Origin of the sequence: Methanobrevibacter sp., assembly GCF_045126245.1 — an archaeon.
Lineage (GTDB): Archaea > Methanobacteriota > Methanobacteria > Methanobacteriales > Methanobacteriaceae > Methanocatella.
Genome location: NZ_JBGVOG010000060.1, coordinates 1 through 19175, shown reverse-complemented (window position 1 = coordinate 19175; position 19175 = coordinate 1). Strand labels below are relative to the sequence as shown.

Annotated in this window: 23 protein-coding genes; 7 read left to right on the top strand and 16 right to left on the bottom strand. The window is 33.1% G+C overall.

What is annotated here, in order from left to right:
• Nucleotides 1-7: 7 nt before the first annotated feature.
• From ACJMLZ_RS04805 to ACJMLZ_RS04795, 3 genes are all read left to right on the top strand, one after another.
• On the top strand, nt 8-211 hold the full coding sequence (locus ACJMLZ_RS04805) for a heavy-metal-associated domain-containing protein (RefSeq protein WP_292821468.1): 204 nt from the start codon (nt 8-10) through the stop codon (nt 209-211).
• Between the two features lie 128 nt (nt 212-339).
• Nucleotides 340-1356: a phosphorylating glyceraldehyde-3-phosphate dehydrogenase gene (locus tag ACJMLZ_RS04800; protein ID WP_405304220.1), complete on the top strand. Its 1017-nt coding sequence runs from the start codon at nt 340-342 to the stop codon at nt 1354-1356.
• Nucleotides 1357-1389: 33 nt separating this feature from the next.
• Complete coding sequence (locus ACJMLZ_RS04795) at nt 1390-2226, top strand: TIM barrel protein (protein ID WP_405304219.1); 837 nt, start codon at nt 1390-1392, stop codon at nt 2224-2226.
• Here the strand turns inward: ACJMLZ_RS04795 and ACJMLZ_RS04790 are convergent.
• Together ACJMLZ_RS04790 and ACJMLZ_RS04785 are read right to left on the bottom strand one after the other, a co-directional pair.
• Nucleotides 2223-2729, bottom strand: a complete 507-nt coding sequence (locus tag ACJMLZ_RS04790; RefSeq protein WP_405304218.1) for a zinc ribbon domain-containing protein — start codon at nt 2727-2729, stop codon at nt 2223-2225. The two genes, ACJMLZ_RS04795 and ACJMLZ_RS04790, sit on opposite strands and share 4 nt — an antisense overlap.
• Nucleotides 2730-2739: 10 nt before the next feature.
• Nucleotides 2740-3813 carry a metallophosphoesterase gene (locus ACJMLZ_RS04785; RefSeq protein WP_405304217.1) on the bottom strand — a complete coding sequence of 358 codons (1074 nt, stop codon included), beginning with the start codon at nt 3811-3813 and terminating at the stop codon, nt 2740-2742.
• 103 nt (nt 3814-3916) lie between these two features.
• Here ACJMLZ_RS04785 and ACJMLZ_RS04780 point away from each other — a divergent pair, with 103 nt between their 5' ends.
• Complete coding sequence (locus ACJMLZ_RS04780) at nt 3917-5041, top strand: AAA family ATPase (RefSeq protein WP_405304216.1); 1125 nt, start codon at nt 3917-3919, stop codon at nt 5039-5041.
• Here ACJMLZ_RS04780 and hemA read toward each other — a convergent pair whose 3' ends face one another.
• From hemA to ACJMLZ_RS04765, 3 genes are read right to left on the bottom strand one after another with little or no spacing between them, the layout of a single operon-like run.
• Nucleotides 5042-6241, bottom strand: a complete 1200-nt coding sequence (gene hemA, locus ACJMLZ_RS04775) for a glutamyl-tRNA reductase (protein WP_405304215.1) — start codon at nt 6239-6241, stop codon at nt 5042-5044.
• Nucleotides 6241-6858 carry a bifunctional precorrin-2 dehydrogenase/sirohydrochlorin ferrochelatase gene (locus ACJMLZ_RS04770; protein ID WP_405304214.1) on the bottom strand — a complete coding sequence of 206 codons (618 nt, stop codon included), beginning with the start codon at nt 6856-6858 and terminating at the stop codon, nt 6241-6243. The genes hemA and ACJMLZ_RS04770 overlap by 1 nt, the downstream gene beginning before the upstream one ends.
• Nucleotide 6859: 1 nt before the next feature.
• Nucleotides 6860-7342 carry a methanogenesis marker 9 domain-containing protein gene (locus ACJMLZ_RS04765; protein ID WP_405304213.1) on the bottom strand — a complete coding sequence of 161 codons (483 nt, stop codon included), beginning with the start codon at nt 7340-7342 and terminating at the stop codon, nt 6860-6862.
• A 186-nt stretch (nt 7343-7528) separates the two neighbouring features.
• Here ACJMLZ_RS04765 and ACJMLZ_RS04760 point away from each other — a divergent pair, with 186 nt between their 5' ends.
• Nucleotides 7529-8206 (top strand): M48 family metallopeptidase, encoded by a 678-nt coding sequence (locus tag ACJMLZ_RS04760; protein ID WP_405304212.1) that lies wholly within the window; start codon nt 7529-7531, stop codon nt 8204-8206.
• A 9-nt stretch (nt 8207-8215) separates the two neighbouring features.
• Here the strand turns inward: ACJMLZ_RS04760 and atwA are convergent, their stop codons facing one another.
• The 11 genes from atwA to ACJMLZ_RS04705 form a co-directional block, all read right to left on the bottom strand.
• Complete coding sequence (gene atwA / locus ACJMLZ_RS04755) at nt 8216-9814, bottom strand: methyl coenzyme M reductase system, component A2 (protein WP_405304211.1); 1599 nt, start codon at nt 9812-9814, stop codon at nt 8216-8218.
• A 73-nt stretch (nt 9815-9887) separates the two neighbouring features.
• Complete coding sequence (locus ACJMLZ_RS04750) at nt 9888-10598, bottom strand: tRNA-dihydrouridine synthase (protein WP_405304235.1); 711 nt, start codon at nt 10596-10598, stop codon at nt 9888-9890.
• A 29-nt stretch (nt 10599-10627) separates the two neighbouring features.
• Nucleotides 10628-11389: a GTP cyclohydrolase III gene (locus ACJMLZ_RS04745; RefSeq protein WP_405304210.1), complete on the bottom strand. Its 762-nt coding sequence runs from the start codon at nt 11387-11389 to the stop codon at nt 10628-10630.
• A gap of 21 nt (nt 11390-11410) precedes the next feature.
• The gene (cofD, locus tag ACJMLZ_RS04740; RefSeq protein WP_405304209.1) at nt 11411-12316 is read right to left on the bottom strand and encodes a 2-phospho-L-lactate transferase; all 906 of its coding nucleotides are present in this window, start codon (nt 12314-12316) and stop codon (nt 11411-11413) included.
• Between the two features lie 8 nt (nt 12317-12324).
• Entirely contained in the window at nt 12325-13089 is a 765-nt protein-coding gene (locus ACJMLZ_RS04735; RefSeq protein WP_405304208.1) for a coenzyme F420-0:L-glutamate ligase, read from the bottom strand.
• A 33-nt stretch (nt 13090-13122) separates the two neighbouring features.
• Entirely contained in the window at nt 13123-13749 is a 627-nt protein-coding gene (locus ACJMLZ_RS04730) for an IMP cyclohydrolase (RefSeq protein WP_405304207.1), read from the bottom strand.
• Between the two features lie 14 nt (nt 13750-13763).
• Complete coding sequence (locus ACJMLZ_RS04725) at nt 13764-14177, bottom strand: ExbD/TolR family protein (RefSeq protein ID WP_405304206.1); 414 nt, start codon at nt 14175-14177, stop codon at nt 13764-13766.
• An 8-nt stretch (nt 14178-14185) separates the two neighbouring features.
• Nucleotides 14186-15025, bottom strand: coding sequence for a MotA/TolQ/ExbB proton channel family protein (locus tag ACJMLZ_RS04720; protein ID WP_405304205.1), 840 nt, complete (start codon nt 15023-15025; stop codon nt 14186-14188).
• A 91-nt stretch (nt 15026-15116) separates the two neighbouring features.
• Complete coding sequence (rnhB, locus tag ACJMLZ_RS04715) at nt 15117-15731, bottom strand: ribonuclease HII (RefSeq protein ID WP_405304204.1); 615 nt, start codon at nt 15729-15731, stop codon at nt 15117-15119.
• Between the two features lie 47 nt (nt 15732-15778).
• Nucleotides 15779-16852 (bottom strand): rod shape-determining protein, encoded by a 1074-nt coding sequence (locus ACJMLZ_RS04710; RefSeq protein ID WP_405304203.1) that lies wholly within the window; start codon nt 16850-16852, stop codon nt 15779-15781.
• 2 nt (nt 16853-16854) lie between these two features.
• Nucleotides 16855-17493 (bottom strand): hypothetical protein, encoded by a 639-nt coding sequence (locus ACJMLZ_RS04705; RefSeq protein WP_405304202.1) that lies wholly within the window; start codon nt 17491-17493, stop codon nt 16855-16857.
• 384 nt (nt 17494-17877) lie between these two features.
• Here ACJMLZ_RS04705 and ACJMLZ_RS04700 point away from each other — a divergent pair, with 384 nt between their 5' ends.
• Both ACJMLZ_RS04700 and ACJMLZ_RS04695 read left to right on the top strand, forming a co-directional pair.
• Entirely contained in the window at nt 17878-18573 is a 696-nt protein-coding gene (locus ACJMLZ_RS04700; protein WP_405304201.1) for an archaetidylserine synthase, read from the top strand.
• Between the two features lie 61 nt (nt 18574-18634).
• Nucleotides 18635-19175 (top strand): DUF515 domain-containing protein (locus ACJMLZ_RS04695; RefSeq protein ID WP_405304200.1); only part of this gene is annotated, 541 nt, incomplete at its 3' end.

Sequence of the window (19175 nt, the reverse complement as noted above, 5' to 3'; positions counted from 1 at the left end):
AACTATTATGGCTGAAAAAGAAATTAAAGTTGTGGGCATGCACTGCCCATCCTGTGTAAATGCTGTAGAACTTTCCTTAAAAGATGTTGACGGAATTGATGATGCAAAAGCAGATTTAGACTCCGGAATTACAAAAATTACAATGTCTGAAGATGTAAGTGATGCAGACATTACCGAAGCTGTCGAAGAGGCAGGTTTTAAAGTAGAATAATTCTACTTCTTTTTCTTTTTTTATTATTTTTCTTATTTTCAAATATCAAATTATAAATAATTTAAACAACAGATTTTAATCCATATAATAATATTTTTAAAATTATTATAAAATAAAAAGGGATTGAAATGAAAACTGTTGCTATTAATGGTTATGGAACCATCGGTAAAAGAGTGGCAGATGCTGTTGCCGCTCAAGATGATATGAAGATAGTTGGTGTAAGTAAAACTAGGCCAAACTATGAAGCAAGAACTGCAGTTGAAGAAAAAGGCTATCCATTATACATTGGAATTCCAGAAAGAGAACAAATGTTCAAAGATGCCGGAATTGAAATAGCAGGTACTGTTGAAGACATGATTCAGGAAGCGGATGTGGTTGTTGACTGTACTCCTGGAAGCATTGGGCCACAAAACCTTGAAATGTATAAAAAAGCTGGCGTTAAAGCAATTTATCAAGGTGGAGAAGACCATGATTTAACAGGTCTTTCATTTAATGCTATTTCTAATTATGATGATTCTTATGGTGCGGATTACACAAGAGTTGTATCATGTAACACCACCGGTTTGACCCGTACATTATTTACTATTGACAAAATCGCAGATATCAAAAAGGTCAGGGCAGTAATGGTAAGAAGAGGATCAGACCCATCTGAAGTTAAAAAAGGTCCGATCAATGCAATTGTGCCAAATCCTCCAAAAGTACCTTCTCACCACGGCCCAGACGTAAAAACTGTTATGAAAGGTATTGACGTTACAACCATGGCATTACTTGTTCCTACTACATTAATGCACCAACATAACATCATGGTTGAAATCAACAATGATGTGGAAACTGAAGAGATACTTGAAGCTTTAAAAGAACGTTCAAGAGTAATTGTAGTTTCCGCTGAAGAAGGATTAGGCTCCACTGCTGAGTTAATGGAATATGCTAAAGAACTTGGAAGAAGCAGAAACGATTTATATGAAATTCCAGTTTGGAAAGAATCCGTTAATGTTGTAGACAATGAACTGTTCTACATGCAAGCGGTGCATCAGGAATCTGATGTAATACCTGAAAATATTGATGCAATTCGTGCACTTTTAGAAATGGAAAGTGACAACGAAAAATCAATTGCAAAAACAAACAAAGCAATGGGAATTTTATAAATTCCTATTTTTTACTATTTTTTAACGATTTAAATGAAACATAAAGTACTTTTTGGACCTGCAGGAAGTCCTGTCAAATATAAAGGCCCAGCATATAAGGCCCCCAAATACATCAATGAAGAGGGGCTTGACTCCTATGAATATCAAACTCCATATGGTGTGAGAATTGGCGAAAAAGCAGCCGTTACATTAAAAGAAGAATCTCAAAAACATGATGTTTTGGTTTCAATGCATGGTCCATACTATATCAATTTATGTGCAAAAGATGAGGAAAAATTGAATAAAAGTATTGGTCATCTAATATCCCTCGCTCGTGCTGGCGAATGGATGGGAGCTTACAGATTAGTATTTCACCCGGGAGCCTATATGAACAGAAAACCTGAAAAAGCTATGGAAATATCTAAAAATACTGTTAATATATTATTTGAAGAGCTTGAAGCGGAAGGAATTGAAGAGTTTACCTTCGCTCCAGAAACAACAGGCAAAAGAACCCAACAAGGAAATATTCAGGAAATTGTTGAATTATGTTCTACTTTCGATCATTTTGAACCTACAATTGATTTTGCACATATCCATGCAAGAGGAAGAGGTTATTTAACTAAAAAGGACGATTATAACTGCATATTTTCAACAATTGAAAACAAATTAGATATTGACAGACTGCATTGCCATTTCACAACAATTGAATACGCACCCCATGGCGAAGTCAAACATCACACATTAGCTGAAAGTGATGAATACGGCCCGAATATTAAAGATTTGCTTTCAAACTTAATAGATAACGGATGGAAAGCAAATATCATTTGTGAAACACCTCTTCGTGATGAAGATGCATTGAGAATGAAGGAAATCTATGAAAAAATGATTTAATAATCCTTTACGGAATTAATCAAATCATCCAATTCCTTAGTTAGATTTTTTACTTCCTTTTTACTTTTATCGGAAATATGAATTATAAGCTCATCAATGAACTCCTCGAATTTTGAAATAATTTCATTCAATGTGTCGATTTTACTATCAAGTTCGTTCTTGATTCTGTTTGATGGCTTGGTGGCCAAATCAATAATATTTAACGCAACTTCAACATTGTTGTAAAAAATATTGTTGCTGTTGTTTATTGTTGAAATGAAATCATTATAACTCATTTCTGAAGGATCAAATTCCTTTTTAATTAACTCCAATGCCTTTGCAACCTTTATGTCATAGTCCTTGTTCAAATTTTCAATTCTAATTCTATATTTTAAAAAGAAGTCCTTGTCTTGAATCAACTCAAAGCTTTCACTTTCACCGACCTTGGCACCGCAGTTGGAACAGAAGTTATCACTGACATCAAGTTTAGAACCGCAATTCATGCAATAATTAAAACCACTCATAATAAAAACCCTATCTCTTTCTCAATTTTAAAATAACAAGTTCCGAATCAGTTCCCCACCTCATAGGAGTATCCATAGAACCGACACCTGTTGTAACATGAAGATATTTGCCTAATTTATTCTTAAAAAGACCCTTATTATATTCAAATATCCTGTTTGCAAAATTAACCGCAGGATAAAATTGCCCTCCATGAGTATGGCCTGACAATTGAATATCAAATCCTAGAGATGAGAATTCCTCCCAATAATAAGGGACATGATAATTGATAATATTTATCATATCATGATTTAAAACTTCTTTAATCTCATCAACAGTAGGCATTTCAATTTCATCGAAACTGAAGGTTAATCCATAAATGTTTAGATTTTTATATTCGAATTTATCATTGTCCAAAACGATAATGCCCGCATTTCTGCAGGCGCTGACAACATTTTCAATTCCAGGATAAAAATCATGATTTCCCGGAGTGAATATTATCGGCATGTCAATTTCTTTCAAGGCATCAAAATCATCTTTTTCAACAACAGATGAACCGTCTGCCAAATCACCTGAAATAATCACAATTTCACAGGTTTTTTCCAATTCCATTAATTTATTGGCAATTTGTCTGATAATCTGCTTATGCCTCACGGATCCGAAATGCACATCGGATAAATGAACAATATTAATGTCGCGAGCTAGATTATCCATCTTTAAAACACGTTCATTTACAACTAACTTATGGGCTTTAAAATAATTATAAACACCCAAAATTGGCACAATAGCTAAAAACATCAAAATTATTTGCTTTGGGAGTTCAACAAATATGCCGATTAAATAGATTGCCAAAATATCAATCAACAATATTAGGGATGCCCACATCCAAACGCCATCGATTGTCTGCAGGAATCTTGTAATTTTCCTTGATTTTTTTGCTTCGAATAACATGGGTACAACATGCAACAACCCAATAAATATTGCAAATATGACCAGATACACATCATTTAATCCCCCAATCAATAAAAACAGATATTTCATTAGGAAAAATTGAAATATCATATAAAATGGGGTCATAAACAATACTCTTCTTGTTCTAAAGCTCATGATTTTTCTCCAAACTTTAATATATACCAACAAGTATTTAAATAATTAAACATACAAATAAGAAAAATGTTAAAAATAAGCGAAAAATCAAGGAGGTGATTGATTGAAAAGTGACAATAAACAACCTGAAATCAAATCCAACACACAAAAATCAGTTAAAAAAGACAATGAAAATAAAGTATATGCCGAATGCGTTGTTCTTAAGGCTGTTGGTTATCCATTTGATTTTAATTTAATGGAAAATGATTTTGAGATAAATAATAAGGAACTATTCGAAGAATATGCCCGTGAACAATGGTTGGGACTAGAAGTAAATGAACAATCATATCTTTTCGATCAAAAAATCATACCTGATTATGGTTTTGAAATAATAACCGCAAAACCAAACGGCTCAATAATATCTGAAAAAACAAGAATCAAACTTATTGATAAGGAAATCAGCAAATTAAATGATGAAATTAAAATAGATGCTTCCCTGAAACTTTCAGATATTGTTGGTCAGAATAATGCCAAAAATAAAGTTAAGGTTTTAATGAAATATTTGGACGACCCCGAAAGATTTGGGCAATGGGCTCCGAAAAACATATTATTTTATGGGCTTCCAGGCACAGGCAAAACCATGCTTGTCAAAGCGCTTGCCAATGAACTTGAAGTTCCTCTCCATTTAATCAAAGCCACTTCCTTAATAGGCGATCATGTTGGAGATGGCGCGTCCAAAATCCATGATTTATTTAAAAAGGCCAGCGAGAAATCACCATCCATAATATTTATCGATGAAATCGATGCAATAGCACTCCACAGATCATTTCAATCATTGAGGGGTGACGTGTCTGAAATTGTAAACTCACTTTTAACAGAAATGGATGGAATCAGTGAAAACAAATCTGTAATTACAATTGGGGCCACAAACAATCCGACATCTCTCGATTATGCAGTTAGAAGCAGATTTGAAGAAGAAATTGAATTTAGTTTACCTGATGATGAAGAAAGAAAGGAAATTTTAGAAAAGAATCTCAAGACAATTCCTTTAGAATATGATTTGGACATTAACAGAATAGTTAAAATAACAAAAGGAATGTCCGGAAGGGATTTGAAAGAAAAAATACTTAAAACTTCACTTCACAATGCAATAGCTAATGACCAGGAAACCATTACAATGGAAAATATTGAATATTCATTACAATCCTCTAAAATAAAGAATATTGATGTCAAAGGAATGTTTGAATAATCAATCAAAATTAAAAATATACTCTACAGCATCAAGAATCTCTTTATCTTCTTGTTTTGCTGCATTTTTTACATTTTTGGAAATATCGAAAAATATCTTGTTGACAATAGAATTTGTTAAATTATCAAGAATTTTTGCACTACCATCTACATCAGATAATTTACCATATGCTTTTTCAGTTTCACGTTGTCGTATTTCTTCCATAGATACTCTTAAACTAGCAAGTGTATCCTCAACTTTCATTATTTTAAAGGATTCTTTAAGTAAATTGAACTCCTCATTGATGATGTTTTCGGCTTCACCGAATTCCTTAATTCTGAGTTGAGTATTTGTATCGGCAATTTCCCTTAAATCATCAATATTGAATAATTTAACCCCAATTTCAGATACATTCTCTGAAATATCACGAGGATTTGCAATATCGACCATCATCAATTCTTCATAAGTCCTGTCGATGCCCAAAAGACGATTTTTATCAATGATAATGTGAGGTGCACTTGTTGCACTGATTACCAAATCTGCTTCGGCCAAATATTTTTCCAAATCTGCAAATAAAATAGCTTCCCCACCAAGATCTTTTGCAAGTTCTACGGCAACATAATATGTTCTATTTGCAACAAAAATAGCATTTAAATCCTTCTCGGCAAGTGCCTTGGCAACCAATTTGCCCATTTTCCCTGCACCAATTACCAGAACAGACTTTTCGTCAAGACTGCCCATATGCTTTTCAGCCAAATCTATTGCCGCGGAACCAATAGAAACGGAACCCTTATTAATTTTGGTTTTATTGCGAACAACCTGACCTACATGGATAGCTTTTGTAAAAATCATATCCAAAACCTTACCGCAGTGGTGGTCTTTAACCGCCTTATTTTTAGAATCTTTAACCTGACCTAGGATTTGGTCTTCACCAACAATCATTGATTCCAAACCTGAAGTCATTCTTAACAAATGAATTACAGCAGACTGTCCGTATTCAATTACAATACTTTGATTTTCATGAGACAGCAACTCATCATCTTCTGAAATATACTCGTTATGGATATAATATTCTTTCCTGTTACATGTGGAAATCTCAATATATTCACCAATGGAATATTTTTCTTGTAAACTCCAGAATAACTCATCAATATCCTTTGAAATATTCTCCATTGATTCTATATCTGCAATTTTATGGTCGACTCTTAAATTAAGTATCACTATAATCCCCTTATTAAATTATCAATATATTCTTTAGCCTCATCAATTTGTCCATTTTTAACAAATTCATTGATTTTCCCATCTTCAAAAATCCCATAAAGATATTTTCTCCTTTCCTTTTGGTCTTCAACAGAACCTTTAAGAATTGAACGTGCATAATCCTGAAGTTCAATTTCTAAAATATCCTCTTCGGTGATTATCGATTGAATTTTTTTTCTCAACTGACGGGCCATCAACGGGCTTTTGCCATTAGTAAAAATCGATATTTCAACATCACCAATTTCAAAGCTTGTAGGAACAATGATATCTCCCTTTTGAGGAAAATCCGCCCGGTTTATTAATTTATCTTGAGCGATATTTGAAACATGACTGGATAACTCCTCATCACCGCTTGCAATCACAACCAAATCACACCATCCAACCAGATTATCTATCTCCTCAACAGAACATAAAACAGCCCCTTTATCTTCCAAACCTTTAGATAAATAATTTCCAACCAGTCTTACATTGGCTCCGTGGTCTAAAAACTTATTTGCACGTCTGGTGGCAACTTCCCCAGTACCTAAAATAAATACATTTAAATCAACAGTTTTAAAATAAAGAGAAGTCCAATCCATTTTAATCAGATTTTTCAAGTGATTTGGCATGCAATACTTTAACTGCAGCCCTTAAATCATTATTACATTCAGTTAAAACATTCATTGCTTCAAGTTTTGATACATTGAATGTTTCGGCCAACGCTTCAGCCTTTTCATCGGGATCAGGTTTTTTTACACCAACCAATCTCTCAGACAATTCTTTTTTTAAGTCCAAATACTCCTCATGACTCATGCCCATATTTCTTAAGGTCATGTCCCTTAAAGGACATGGTTTAGATGGTTTACAACACCATACAAGTGATCCAAAACAAGTTCCTGCCCCTTCTCCCAATCTAGTTTCTCTACCAAATTGAGTTTTAATTTCAATAAACTCTTGAGGAGTCAAATTTACTTCTTGTAAAGCATTTAATACAGGGCATGGTTTTATCGGAGGACAACAAAAAGCAAGTCCCCTTATATCTCCACCCCTACAAATATGAGACGGTGCATCTTCCCATGTCATAATAAACCTCCAAATAAATTTCAATTCTCATTGTAAATTAATTAAGTAATAATTATAAAATAATAATATAATTTATTTAAGCTATGAATATATAATCTTTTGTGATAAAACTATAAAAACCTTGAACTAAATTAGTAATAATAGAAAGAATAGACATTTACAATTCAATCACTATCAGGTTAATAAATGATAATAGAAAATATACAAATTACGTTGAAAAGGAAAAATATAAAAAATATGTATCTCAGGGTACTGCCCCCAAACGGAGAAGTGATTGTATCGGCGCCATTGCATTTATCAGATGAAGACATAACTAATTTCATAATCTCAAAAAAGGAATGGATTATAAAAAAACAGCAACTGATTTTGGATAGCAAAATACAAGCACCACTAAAATACAAATCCGGTGAAATACACCCACTTTGGGGAAAAGAATACACCTTGCAACTAGTTTCAAAAGATGTATTGAAGAAAATAGCTATCGATTATGAAAGAAACATAATATATCTTCCGGTGAGTAAAAGAAGTAAAAAAGAAACCCGTGAAAAACTTTTAAATGAACTATACCGCCATGAACTTAAAAAAGCAATACCTCCAGTTTTGGAAAAATGTGTGAAAATTGTTGGTAAAAGACCATCAGAGGTAAAGGTAAGGAATATGAAAAATTGGGGAAATTGCAGATATAAAGATAAAAGAATTACCCTAAATTTAAAACTTGCAAAAAAAGATCCCATTTGCCTTGAATATGTGGTGATACATGAGTTATGCCATCTGATAGAATTCAATCATGGCAGAAAATTTAAAAAACTGATGGACATATATTGTCCAAACTGGAAAGAAATAAAAAAAAGATTAAATGAATAAGAAGATTATCTATTCTCTTTTTAGCATGTCTTCTTTTTCATCTGGAGTTAATTGTTGAACTATTTCTTCAGGAGTACCGATATCTAAGATTTTACCGCCTCTCATCAAAGCGGCTCTGTCACAGACATCCAATACAAAGTCCATATCGTGAGAAATGATAATGAAAGTTTGTTCCAATTCTTCACGAGCTTTCAAAATAGAATCAGTTACAACAACACGAGTAACAGGATCCATTGTACCTGTTGGCTCATCTAAAACTATAAGATTAGGTTCTTTAATTAAAACTTGTGCAAGAGCAACCCTATGTTTTTCCCCAACACTTAATTGGTCAGGGTATTTATCAAGAATGCTTGTTGCAACCGCATCAGTAAAACCGACAGTGGTTAATGCATGAATAGCTTTAATTTTACCGAACTCAGCAGGCAAGTTTAAACTAATTGCATCAGTCAAGTTACCTAAAATAGTTCTGTGAGGATATAATGAGTACTCTTGATGTAATAAACCAATGTAAGGCATGATACGGCCACGATTAAGAGGTCCAACTTTTGTCATGTCAATCCATTCATCCCCAAGTTTGATTTGAATGTTTCCACTGCTTGGTTCTGTTAATCCCATTAACATTCTTGTTGTAGTTGTTTTACCTGAACCGCTTAAACCTACAATACCGAATATCTCTTCGCTATTGATTTCCAAGCTGATTCCATCAACGGCCTTTACAACTCCTCTTTCGATAGAATAATAATGTTTTTTAACATCTTCAAGAATTACTTCTTTTTCACCGAATTCCGGAACTTCTGGTTTTTTAGGGACTGGAACAGTTTCCATGAAGTGGTCTACAACCTCATGAGGTTCGCCTTCTTCTTTAATTTGACCATCTTCCAACCATATAACATTATCTGCAAGTTCAGTCATAACTTCCGGCCAGTGAGAAGTGATTAACATGGTGATTCCTTCATCTTTAACCCCTTCTTTTAAAGTATTGTGAAGTTTTACTGCAGTCTGTGGATCCAAAGTACCTGTCGGTTCATCAGCTAAAAACATCATTGGACCTTTAGCCAATTGCCTTGCAAGTACAACTCTTTGTTTTTCCCCACCACTCAAATCACGGGCAATATGAGTGATTCTATGGTTCATTTGAACCATTTCCAATAATTCAAGTGCAAAGTATAAACCTTCCTCATAAGGTTTGTCATCAGGCATTGCCCTCATAACATTCTCAATTACAGTTTCTTCATCATACAATGCGAAGTTACGTTGTAACATGATGGAAATTCTTCTTTTAATACTTGCAAATAATTTCCTTTCAGCATTGAAGAAATCCACTTCTTTAGCTTCCAGGGTAGCACCGCAACTACATTTTTCTCCGACGTGAGATGGTGAGTCAACTGCCAAACAATCAGGACATACGGCAATATTCATAATAATATTACCTGCATCAGGCTTATAATCCAATGTTCCTCTAAGCATGTTGATTAAAACAGATTTTCCACTTCCACTACGTCCCAAAATACCTAATGTCTCTCCTTCATTAATCTTTAAATTAATATCTTTAAGAACATCAACACCATCAAATGTTTTTGTAATATTCTTAAGAGTTATAAAATCCATGAAATCACCTATTGAAATAATTTATATTCTAAACTATTAATAATACTTTCTAATAACAATTGTTTTAAAAATATTAAAATTGAGAAATATTAAAGTTTAAATTACCTGAAATAACTGCACGAGCTATTGAAAAACCATAAACACCAGTTTTAATCATTTTTTCAACATTGGCTTCACAATTTAAAGAGTTATTTCCAATCACTTTAATTTTAGTACCATCACAAATTTCTTTTACAAGATTATAGTCTGCATCAAAAACATCTTTTTTCATAGCATCAATATGCAAGTAATCCGCACCGGCATTTTCAATTTGTTCAGCAACTTTTAATGTATCGATTCCATCAACATTAGCCCTAATTTTTACTGAAACTTCACAATCAACATTATCAACAACTTCAGATATGAAATCTTCCAAATCATGCCGTTTTAGCATTTCTTGTCCACAACCAATAGCTACAATTTCCTCTTGGCGACAATGACAATTAATTTCAACAATATCCAAATCTTTTATTTTTCCAACTTCAATAATCGGTTGTGGGATTGTTGCTCTCACATTTGCAGATACTTTAACATCATTGTGAACTTTTTTAATTGAAGCCACTTCATTTTCGATGTGTGAAAATATTTCATTTAAAGGAAAATCAAACTCTTTTCTTCCCCTTTCCACAATTTTTCTACTTGCTTCAATTGTAGGCGTATCTAAACTATATCCACCTAAAGTAGCCACATCAAAACCATACGGAATAACCTTGTTCAAAAATTCTGAATTGGATATTCCCGCCATCGGTGCAACTACTTTCATCATAATTTCACTTAATATTCTTTTTCAATTACCCAAGTCCACATTTCATTATTATTGGCACGAATTTCCTCAAGACCTATATCTGCCATATATGCTGCATCTTCAGCATTTTTACCTCTGCCGATACCTGCTTTGAGCTTAATACCAATTTCCTCATCAATTTCAACCATTATTTCTTCGATTTCCTTCTCGGTTAATCCGTTGCATGGTGACATGAAGTTGTCTCCACCAATAAAGAATAATAATGCACCTTTTTTAATTAATTTAGTCATCAGATAATGTTGAGCCTTATTAACCATAAAACTTGTATCAAAAGCTGATTCAATATCTGTTAATGTTTCTGTTACACTGTTAATGTCAATGTGAGCCGCTTGAACAAAACTATCCTCTTCACTAACTAAACTGTCAACAGCCAAAATTTCTTTTCTCTCACCTGATTGGGCGCTTCCTGCCTTTTGAAGAGCAATGGTCGCTAATTTTTGAGCTTCATGAGGGGTTTCAGCAGCACCCACACCCATACTTATGGTAATTGGATATCTATTTCTGATTGATCTTTGAATTCTTAAGTGGTCTTCTTCATCAAGCCCATTAGAAATTGCAAGTAAATTATCAAATCTTGTAAAGAAAACTAAACCCTTTTTATTACCGAAATGATTGTTTAAATCAGCGAATAAACTAGCTTGAAGCATTTGTAAATCAGATTCTGTACGTGGCCTTGGAGTAACTGTCCACGGCCCGTAGTTGTCAATTTGTATTAATGTCATTTGTATCATTTGATAATCGCCCCTTTATTATTAAGGAATACTATCTATAATTGTTTGTGCTAAATTTTTTTTAACACCTAAATTATTCATTATAGTATTTGTAATTGTTACCTTATTAATTATTTGTTTTAATTGTTGTTCTTTATCACTATCTTCATTATCAATTACAATATTATCCAAGAAATCTTCATATAATGATGCAACACCAACTGATGAGACATCAATATTGAGTGCTTTCATGAATTTGCTGGCAGGACCTGAAACAGAATCAGAGCCAATAATTGGAGAGACCGCAACAACATAAGTTTCATTTAAAGCCTCTTTAACACCTTTTAATGATAATATTGGTAAAATTGAAGTAATCGGATTGGAAGGGCCTATAATAACCGCTTCAGAATTTTTAATAGCATCGATAATTCCATCAGAAGGTGAAACATTTGAAAAATTAATGTCCAAAACTTCCGGCTCGGATTGATGTTTAATCAAAAAATCATGGAACTCCAACTCACCAATATCAGTAATGATCTTGATATCTGATTGCTCATCGCTCATAGGAATAATCTTAGATTTGATTCCCATGTTCTTAGATTGAATTTCAATAGCTTTAGAAAGACCATACCTTTCCATCAGTTGAGTTTTTTGTATTTTTGTGGCTCTGTCAATATCTCCAATTCTAAGCAGTTCAGGACATCCAAGCTCACCAAGACGTTCATTAGTAACGAAAGTGTCACCCTTAACTCCATACCAAGTTTCATCATTGATCATGTCCGCCATAGTATACAGCACAGTATCAACATCCGCCGAAACATAAACCCCCGAAAAATAATTATTTTCCAAAGTATTTACAATAATTGTTAACTCCCTTGGATCAACAATTTCCTTTATTCCCTGCAACAATTTTGGAGTGCCCGTGCCTCCAGAAAAAACCGTAATCATAATACCCCTTACTTTCTAAATACATCGAATTCCTTTGGCATGATAATTGATTTCATGTTACTGTCAACATTCCTCAATATGTCAAAACTATCAAATCCCCGAATCAAAACAACCGGCAGCCCTTCATCGGCCTGCCCCATGATAAGTGATGCTGCAGCGGCCAATTCATCCCCAGTTGCGATTTCGGTAGTTTCCAATTCGCGACCATACAAATCCTTTTCGCCGACTCTCCTCCAAAGAGGAGAAATTCCAGAACATCCAATCGCAGTTCCGATAGCTCCAAATCTAAATGCTCTGCCTTGAGTATCAGTAATTATAACCGCAATTTCCTCTCCGAATTCTTCTTCTAAAAATTCGCGAATTTCAAAAGCAGATTTGTCAGGATTGACCGGCATAGGAGTTGCCAAACCATCCCCCACATTGGATTCGTCAATTCCTGCATTTGCACAAACAAAACCGTGTTTGGTTTCAGTTATGATAAACTTAGGACCTACTTTAACAACCTCATTGGATTCATTTAAAATAGCTTCAACTAATTTAGGGTCTTTTTTAGATTTTTCAGCCAAATCGATAGCCAACTGTGAAGGTGTTAAATCATCGATTTTTATAAAATTGCCTTCAGATTTGGAAATTAAAGTCTCAGCAATTAAAATAATATCCCCATGATTAATAGAACATCCTTGTTCAATAATTGCGTCCCTAATAATCTGTGAGATATTACTGTCACTATCCACAATTGGAATATTCTCTAAACCTATTAATTCAATTGTCATAATATCATCATTAAAAATTAAAAAAAATAAAAATTATGGATTATAGACATCAATAGTCCATTCTCCATCAAAAACAGCAGCACAGGAAGTTACCGGTTTTTCATAATTTGCAAATGTGCCCTCATCAAAAATAAATTTGGCAGATTCACCTGCTGTTATCGCATCGAATTCAACTTTATCAGGCACTTGACTGCCATATGTTGAAATAAAAGCAGCATCACCATATGGAACAGATTCAACCAATATCTTATTGTCATTTACTATTCCAATATAACATTCGTATTCATCTTCATTATCGCCTGATGTGACAACACCCGCAATTCTTGGAGTGTTATAATCGTCCTTTTCATAATCCATAGTAAGTAATGAATATGCAAGGGCATCCTTAATATTCATACCCAACGCTATCTTATCAGCAATAACATCTGTTTGAGACCCGTTGGATACAATCGCCATGTCTTTTACAATGCGAATGCTGTTGTATGCAATATATGTATTTTTAAAAATATCCTTTTCAAAACCTTCCTTAGGAACAACAGCCGCACGGTTTTCAAATTTCAAACATTGCCTGTTAGGAAATGATCTGCTTGATACACGATAAGCTGCAAAAGGTTTACCATCACTATTCATCCCAATTGATAATATTCTCCCAGTATACATTTCAATCCCTCACTTTAAACATTCGGACGTTGGACAGCCTTATCTGGAGATACACCTGCCGGAGTAGTAATGATAATCTCTCCAGGTTTAATGATTATTTGTCCTTCATCCATAACTCTTGCCTGAACACCAATTGCACTGCCCGATATCAGGTTTGATTTATCTATGCCGTTAACTGTAACCTTTTGAAGGTTGGCTACAGGCACAATATAATATTCCTGATCGCCGGAAATATCTGTGACATTTGGTTTTCCACTGGCATCATTTGCAGTGCTAGAGTCATCTGTTTGAACATCAGTAGCTGAAAAATTACTTGTGACAACTAAAAAAATCATTATAGTAAATAAAATATCAATGAAAGGAACTAAATTAATACTTGGTTTTTGATCAACAACCTTCTTTTTATGCTTTTTAACATCAATAGCCATTGAACCACCTATTGTTTTAGTTTACTTTCAGTAATTTCAGCATTAACATTACACTTTTCTAGAATAATATTAGAAATACTTTTATCCAACATACTTGGTTTAAATGAAACTTTAATATTGGCATAAGGATCTGAAATTAATCTTGTATTTACAACACCTTCAGCCTCTTGAAGAGCCTCTAATGCACATTCCACATTAGAATCCACTCTAACTTTTACTACAGCATAACCCCAGTTAGTCATTTTTGTAGCAAGCTCAATTTTATCCATTTCTGCCTCGATTAAACCTTGAATATAAGTATGCATAGGAAGTAAAACAATTGCAACTAAAAGACCCATAATTGTTGTGGTTAATGCAACATAAATACCTTCAGCCATTGCAGCTGAGTCTGGGTGCACACCTAAAGATTTGAAGGTCATCCAAATACCTATAACAGTACCAATCAATCCTAAAAATGGAGCTAATTCAGTTAAAGTTTTAAGAGTGTTTAATCCTTTTGTCATTTTACCAACTTCAACAATGAAAATTTGTTCCATACTTTCTTCAACTTCAGTTTTATTTTTATAACCTATTTTTAGAGTTTCGGAAATAATTCTGGAAATAGGATTTTTAAAACCGTTGATTTGTTTTAAAGCTTCAACTGCACCGCCCCTTTCCATAGAAGCGGTAACAACACCAAATATTTCAGTAGTGTCAACTTTACTAATTCTCTTAAGATATGCTATTTTTCTAATAGAAATAATAAGACCATAAACACCTACAAAAAGAATGATATAAGTGATAAGGCCACCTTGAGTAAAAATATCCATCATTCCACTGAAAAATGAAGTAATATATTCAATAATCATATTTATCCTCTATTTTTATCCCATCTGAAAAAATGTATAGAAATAGTTTATTACTACCTATACTTAAATATTATTTAAAAAAATAGAAAAATTATTTCATTTTGGATACAGTAGCCCAAGACCTTCTAACAAAATCGGGCATTTCTTCATATGTATAATTTGTTAAAAACTCTTTTGTTGTTGGGTCAGACGGGTATCCTGAACCAATGCCACCAATCTTAATGTATTCTTTATTGATTTCAGCGATTTGTGCGTCTCTTTCAGCCTTTGCTATGATGGAAGCGGCACTTACCTGAATATATTTATCATCGGCTTTATGCTCCGCAATAACATCAACTCCAGTTGATTCGCAGAGATTACTTTGAAATCTTTCTGCTTTGACATCGACGGCATCAACAATTGCCTTTTCAGGATTCAACTTAATAATCAAATCCCTCATGGCATTTTTTTCTATATCATTAAGATTGATTCCATCAGCTCTCATCTGGTCAATTTCTAAAGCTGAAATCATTATAACTTCATGCTCGAACATCTTTTTTAATTTTCTAGATAAAATGGTGCGTCTGTGAGGAGCTAACCTTTTTGAATCTTTAACACCCATCCTTTCAAGGACTTTTTCCATTTTTTCAGGAACAATAACACCCGCAATAACCAGAGGACCCAGAACAGAACCTCTTCCAGCCTCATCAATGCCTAAAATATCCATAAAAATCAGTGCAAAAAAAGTAAAAAAAAGAAATAAATTTATAAAATTTATTTCATAGCCCTAAGACGGACTTCAGGTTCTAATGCAAGTGGTTCTGCAGCAACAATAGCAGTACCTTTTGCAACAACAGTCATTGGATCATCTGAAATTTCAACAGGAATAGAAATTTCATCAAAGATTCTTTCTTTTAATCCTCTAAGTCTGGAACTTCCACCAACTGCAACAGCATTATTATAAACACCCATCATCAATTCCGGAGATAATCTTTCAAGAATTACATTCAATCCGCCAACAATTTGTTGCATATATGGCTCTACAGCATCAGCAACCAACATGGAGTCAATGACAACTTTTTTAGGCCTGTTAGTTTCTAAAGATTTACCGATTACTTCAACACTTAAATTTTCGTGCTGTTCACTGCTGTGAACCATACCAACTTCAATTTTTGCGGATTCTGCATCATGAATACCAATAGCTACATCATATTTTTCTGCGACAAGTTCCACTATTTTATTATCAATATCATCTCCACCGCATCTAACGGTTTCAATGTCATTAATGCCACCAAGGGATATAATTACAACATCAGTTGATCCAGCACCGATATCGATAACCATAGTACCATTTGGTTCAGCAATAGGTAAACCTGCACCGATAGCTGCCGCCAAACCTTCACTAATAACTAAAATATTTTGAGCTCCAGCTTTTCTTCCGATTTCTTCAGCAGCATTTTTTTCTACTTCAGATGCATCACCAGGAATTCCAATAACTATTCTTCCAACACGTTCCCCTTCATTAATACCAATTTGCATCGCTTTAATGAGTAATGCCTGTGCTTGAACAACATTTTCGATTACACCTTTTTTCAAAGGCCTTACAGCAAGAATATCCTCAGGAGTTCTTCCAAGCATTCTTTTAGCTTCCTCACCAACAGCCAAAACTTCAGACGGATCATCTTTTTTTACAGCAACAACGGATGGAATCTGATATAAATCAAATTTATCTCCTGAAGGTTTTGCAATAACAGTGTTTAAAGTTCCTAAGTCAATTCCTAAACTATTGCTAATAACTTTAGTATTAGTAACTTGTGGTTCTTCCTCGTCTTTTCCAAAAATATTCATGATTAGTCCTCCGTTACAATATCTTTAAAATCTATAACGAAAATTTTATTTGATGTAGCAACACTTTGAACCCTTTCAATATGAACATCTTTATCAACAGAAATCAAAATAGTTGATAAAACAACCTCATTTGCATTGTAGAAAGGTTTCAAAGCAGATTTGATGAAGTTTGGTAATTTTACTTCATTACTAAGACCAATATCAATGAAACTGGTAGTTTGAGATTCCTGTAGAATAGCAAATGAAATTTTTGATTTTTCAAGGATTGATACAACACTTCTAACCACATCATCAGGGGCTACAAAAGCCATTAAGTTTGGCTCTTCACTGATAAGGCCTCGAGGAATGGAAATGAACGCTCCTCCACGTTTTTCAGTTTCCCTTTTGAAGTCAAAGATGCTAATTGAATTGCCGTAAAGCATGATAAAATCAAATTTTTTATCTAATTTGCCTTCCTTTAATATGACGTGTTCCCTAAATAAGATTTTTACAATATGGTTTGAAGCTATAGCCTTATACGCCATATTATCAATCAACTCAGCATTACCTGCAATAATACACCAACTTTTTTCGATCTTAAAATTCTCATCAGTGGTGATTCTTGCAGCTTGCCTAAGAACACGTATATTATCTTCAATCATAACTACACACAATTATATTAATCTTAATATCATTTTACTCAATAGAATAACTAATGAAATCAATTTTAATTTCTAATCCATAGCTTCTATAAAGTCTAACAATTAATATTTTTTCAATTTATTATTATATATATTTTATCTTTCACGGTCATTTATTGAAAATAGATAAACAAATTTAATTTTTTAAAAGTTTAATAAACAAATCAATATTTAAACTAAAAAAATAAAAAAATTTCAAACTAAATATTAAAATAATAAGTAAATAATTTTTAATATAGAAAAATAACACTTATTAATAATTAAAAATAAATATTGATAATAATAACACAAAATAGAAGAAAAAGTTAATAATAATGAGTTAAAAAGTATTACTGGAGTTGAAACATGGAAATTGAAAAAACAAATATTCAGAATTTTTTGGCTATTTCAGATTTCGTATCATTATTAAATATGAGTTCTGGATTTTTATCAATAATATGTTCAATAAACCATAATTTTGAACTGTCTGCAATTTTAATGATCATTGCAATCATGTTTGACTCCATAGATGGTTGGGTAGCTCGAAAAACAAATAGACAGGATGATTTGGGATTTGGAAAAAATATTGATTCACTTTCTGACGCCATATCATTTGGTGCGGCTCCCGCAGTATTTATCTACACATCAATTAACAGCGCATCATTTGCATTGCAGTTAATTGTAATACTTGTTAGCTTATTAATTGTTGTTTGCGGAGTTTTGAGATTAACCCGATACAATGTAATAGCAGACCATATAAAAATTAGCGGGTTTATTGGTTTTCCCATTCCGGGAATATCACTAGTAATAGCAACATATTACCTTAGCGGATTATACAATAGTTATATCGCATTAATATTGAGCATCATCGTTTCCATACTTATGATCAGCAACATCAAGTACCCGAAATTCTCAAACATTCCTATAATTGCAATCTCATGCATATTGATTGTATTAATAATTCTTCCGATTCCAACTGTGTTATACGGCATTAATATACCTGCATTAATACTATTATTATTCTGTCTATACTACCTCATTAGCAATTTAATTAAAAAATGAGATTAAATTACTCCTATTAATTAAATTAACCATCTAAATTTATTAAAAAGGAGTATATAATATGAATAATAAAAAGCCAAGAGATCCATTGTATCCAAAAGGTTTCGAAAAGATTACCAGACAAAAAGAAACCTTACCAAAACCAAAACCAAAAGATGAATTAACATTGTTGAAAAGATTTAACAACAAGTTAGGAGCATATTTAAGCCCCAGTACAACCAATATGGCAGAAAATGAAAAAAAGAGAAAAATTGGAGTAATAGTTACACTTCTGATTTTATTTACATTGATAATTTCATCATACTATTTTATTATATATGAACCATTCCAAAAAGAATTATCTCTTGAGAAAACAACCAAATTAAACGAACTACATGAATTATATTCCGGAGCGTTAACAACCTCACCCAATGCAATGTTGCTTGAAAATAAAATAGAAAATTCAAGAAGCATTGAAGAAATCGAAATGATAAACATCCTAACACCTGCGACAAAAGATTGGAAATCATATCATTCCAAATCGATTCACACTAATCTGGATAAATATAACAGAACAATGGCAGTTTATTCAAACGAAAGTAAAAACATCATAATGGCTGAAA

Coding starts and splice junctions, on each gene's coding strand:
- ACJMLZ_RS04805 (WP_292821468.1), top strand. CDS start 8: ATGGCTGAAAAAGAAATTAAAGTTGTGGGCATGCACTGCCCATCCTGT.
- ACJMLZ_RS04800 (WP_405304220.1), top strand. CDS start 340: ATGAAAACTGTTGCTATTAATGGTTATGGAACCATCGGTAAAAGAGTG.
- ACJMLZ_RS04795 (WP_405304219.1), top strand. CDS start 1,390: ATGAAACATAAAGTACTTTTTGGACCTGCAGGAAGTCCTGTCAAATAT.
- ACJMLZ_RS04790 (WP_405304218.1), bottom strand. CDS start 2,729: ATGAGTGGTTTTAATTATTGCATGAATTGCGGTTCTAAACTTGATGTC.
- ACJMLZ_RS04785 (WP_405304217.1), bottom strand. CDS start 3,813: ATGAGCTTTAGAACAAGAAGAGTATTGTTTATGACCCCATTTTATATG.
- ACJMLZ_RS04770 (WP_405304214.1), bottom strand. CDS start 6,858: ATGGATTGGACTTCTCTTTATTTTAAAACTGTTGATTTAAATGTATTT.
- ACJMLZ_RS04765 (WP_405304213.1), bottom strand. CDS start 7,342: ATGACATGGGAAGATGCACCGTCTCATATTTGTAGGGGTGGAGATATA.
- ACJMLZ_RS04760 (WP_405304212.1), top strand. CDS start 7,529: ATGATAATAGAAAATATACAAATTACGTTGAAAAGGAAAAATATAAAA.
- atwA (WP_405304211.1), bottom strand. CDS start 9,814: ATGGATTTTATAACTCTTAAGAATATTACAAAAACATTTGATGGTGTT.
- ACJMLZ_RS04750 (WP_405304235.1), bottom strand. CDS start 10,598: ATGGCGGGAATATCCAATTCAGAATTTTTGAACAAGGTTATTCCGTAT.
- ACJMLZ_RS04745 (WP_405304210.1), bottom strand. CDS start 11,389: ATGATACAAATGACATTAATACAAATTGACAACTACGGGCCGTGGACA.
- cofD (WP_405304209.1), bottom strand. CDS start 12,316: ATGATTACGGTTTTTTCTGGAGGCACGGGCACTCCAAAATTGTTGCAG.
- ACJMLZ_RS04735 (WP_405304208.1), bottom strand. CDS start 13,089: ATGACAATTGAATTAATAGGTTTAGAGAATATTCCAATTGTGGATAGT.
- ACJMLZ_RS04730 (WP_405304207.1), bottom strand. CDS start 13,749: ATGTATACTGGGAGAATATTATCAATTGGGATGAATAGTGATGGTAAA.
- ACJMLZ_RS04725 (WP_405304206.1), bottom strand. CDS start 14,177: ATGGCTATTGATGTTAAAAAGCATAAAAAGAAGGTTGTTGATCAAAAA.
- ACJMLZ_RS04720 (WP_405304205.1), bottom strand. CDS start 15,025: ATGATTATTGAATATATTACTTCATTTTTCAGTGGAATGATGGATATT.
- rnhB (WP_405304204.1), bottom strand. CDS start 15,731: ATGGATATTTTAGGCATTGATGAGGCTGGAAGAGGTTCTGTTCTGGGT.
- ACJMLZ_RS04710 (WP_405304203.1), bottom strand. CDS start 16,852: ATGAATATTTTTGGAAAAGACGAGGAAGAACCACAAGTTACTAATACT.
- ACJMLZ_RS04705 (WP_405304202.1), bottom strand. CDS start 17,493: ATGATTGAAGATAATATACGTGTTCTTAGGCAAGCTGCAAGAATCACC.
- ACJMLZ_RS04700 (WP_405304201.1), top strand. CDS start 17,878: ATGGAAATTGAAAAAACAAATATTCAGAATTTTTTGGCTATTTCAGAT.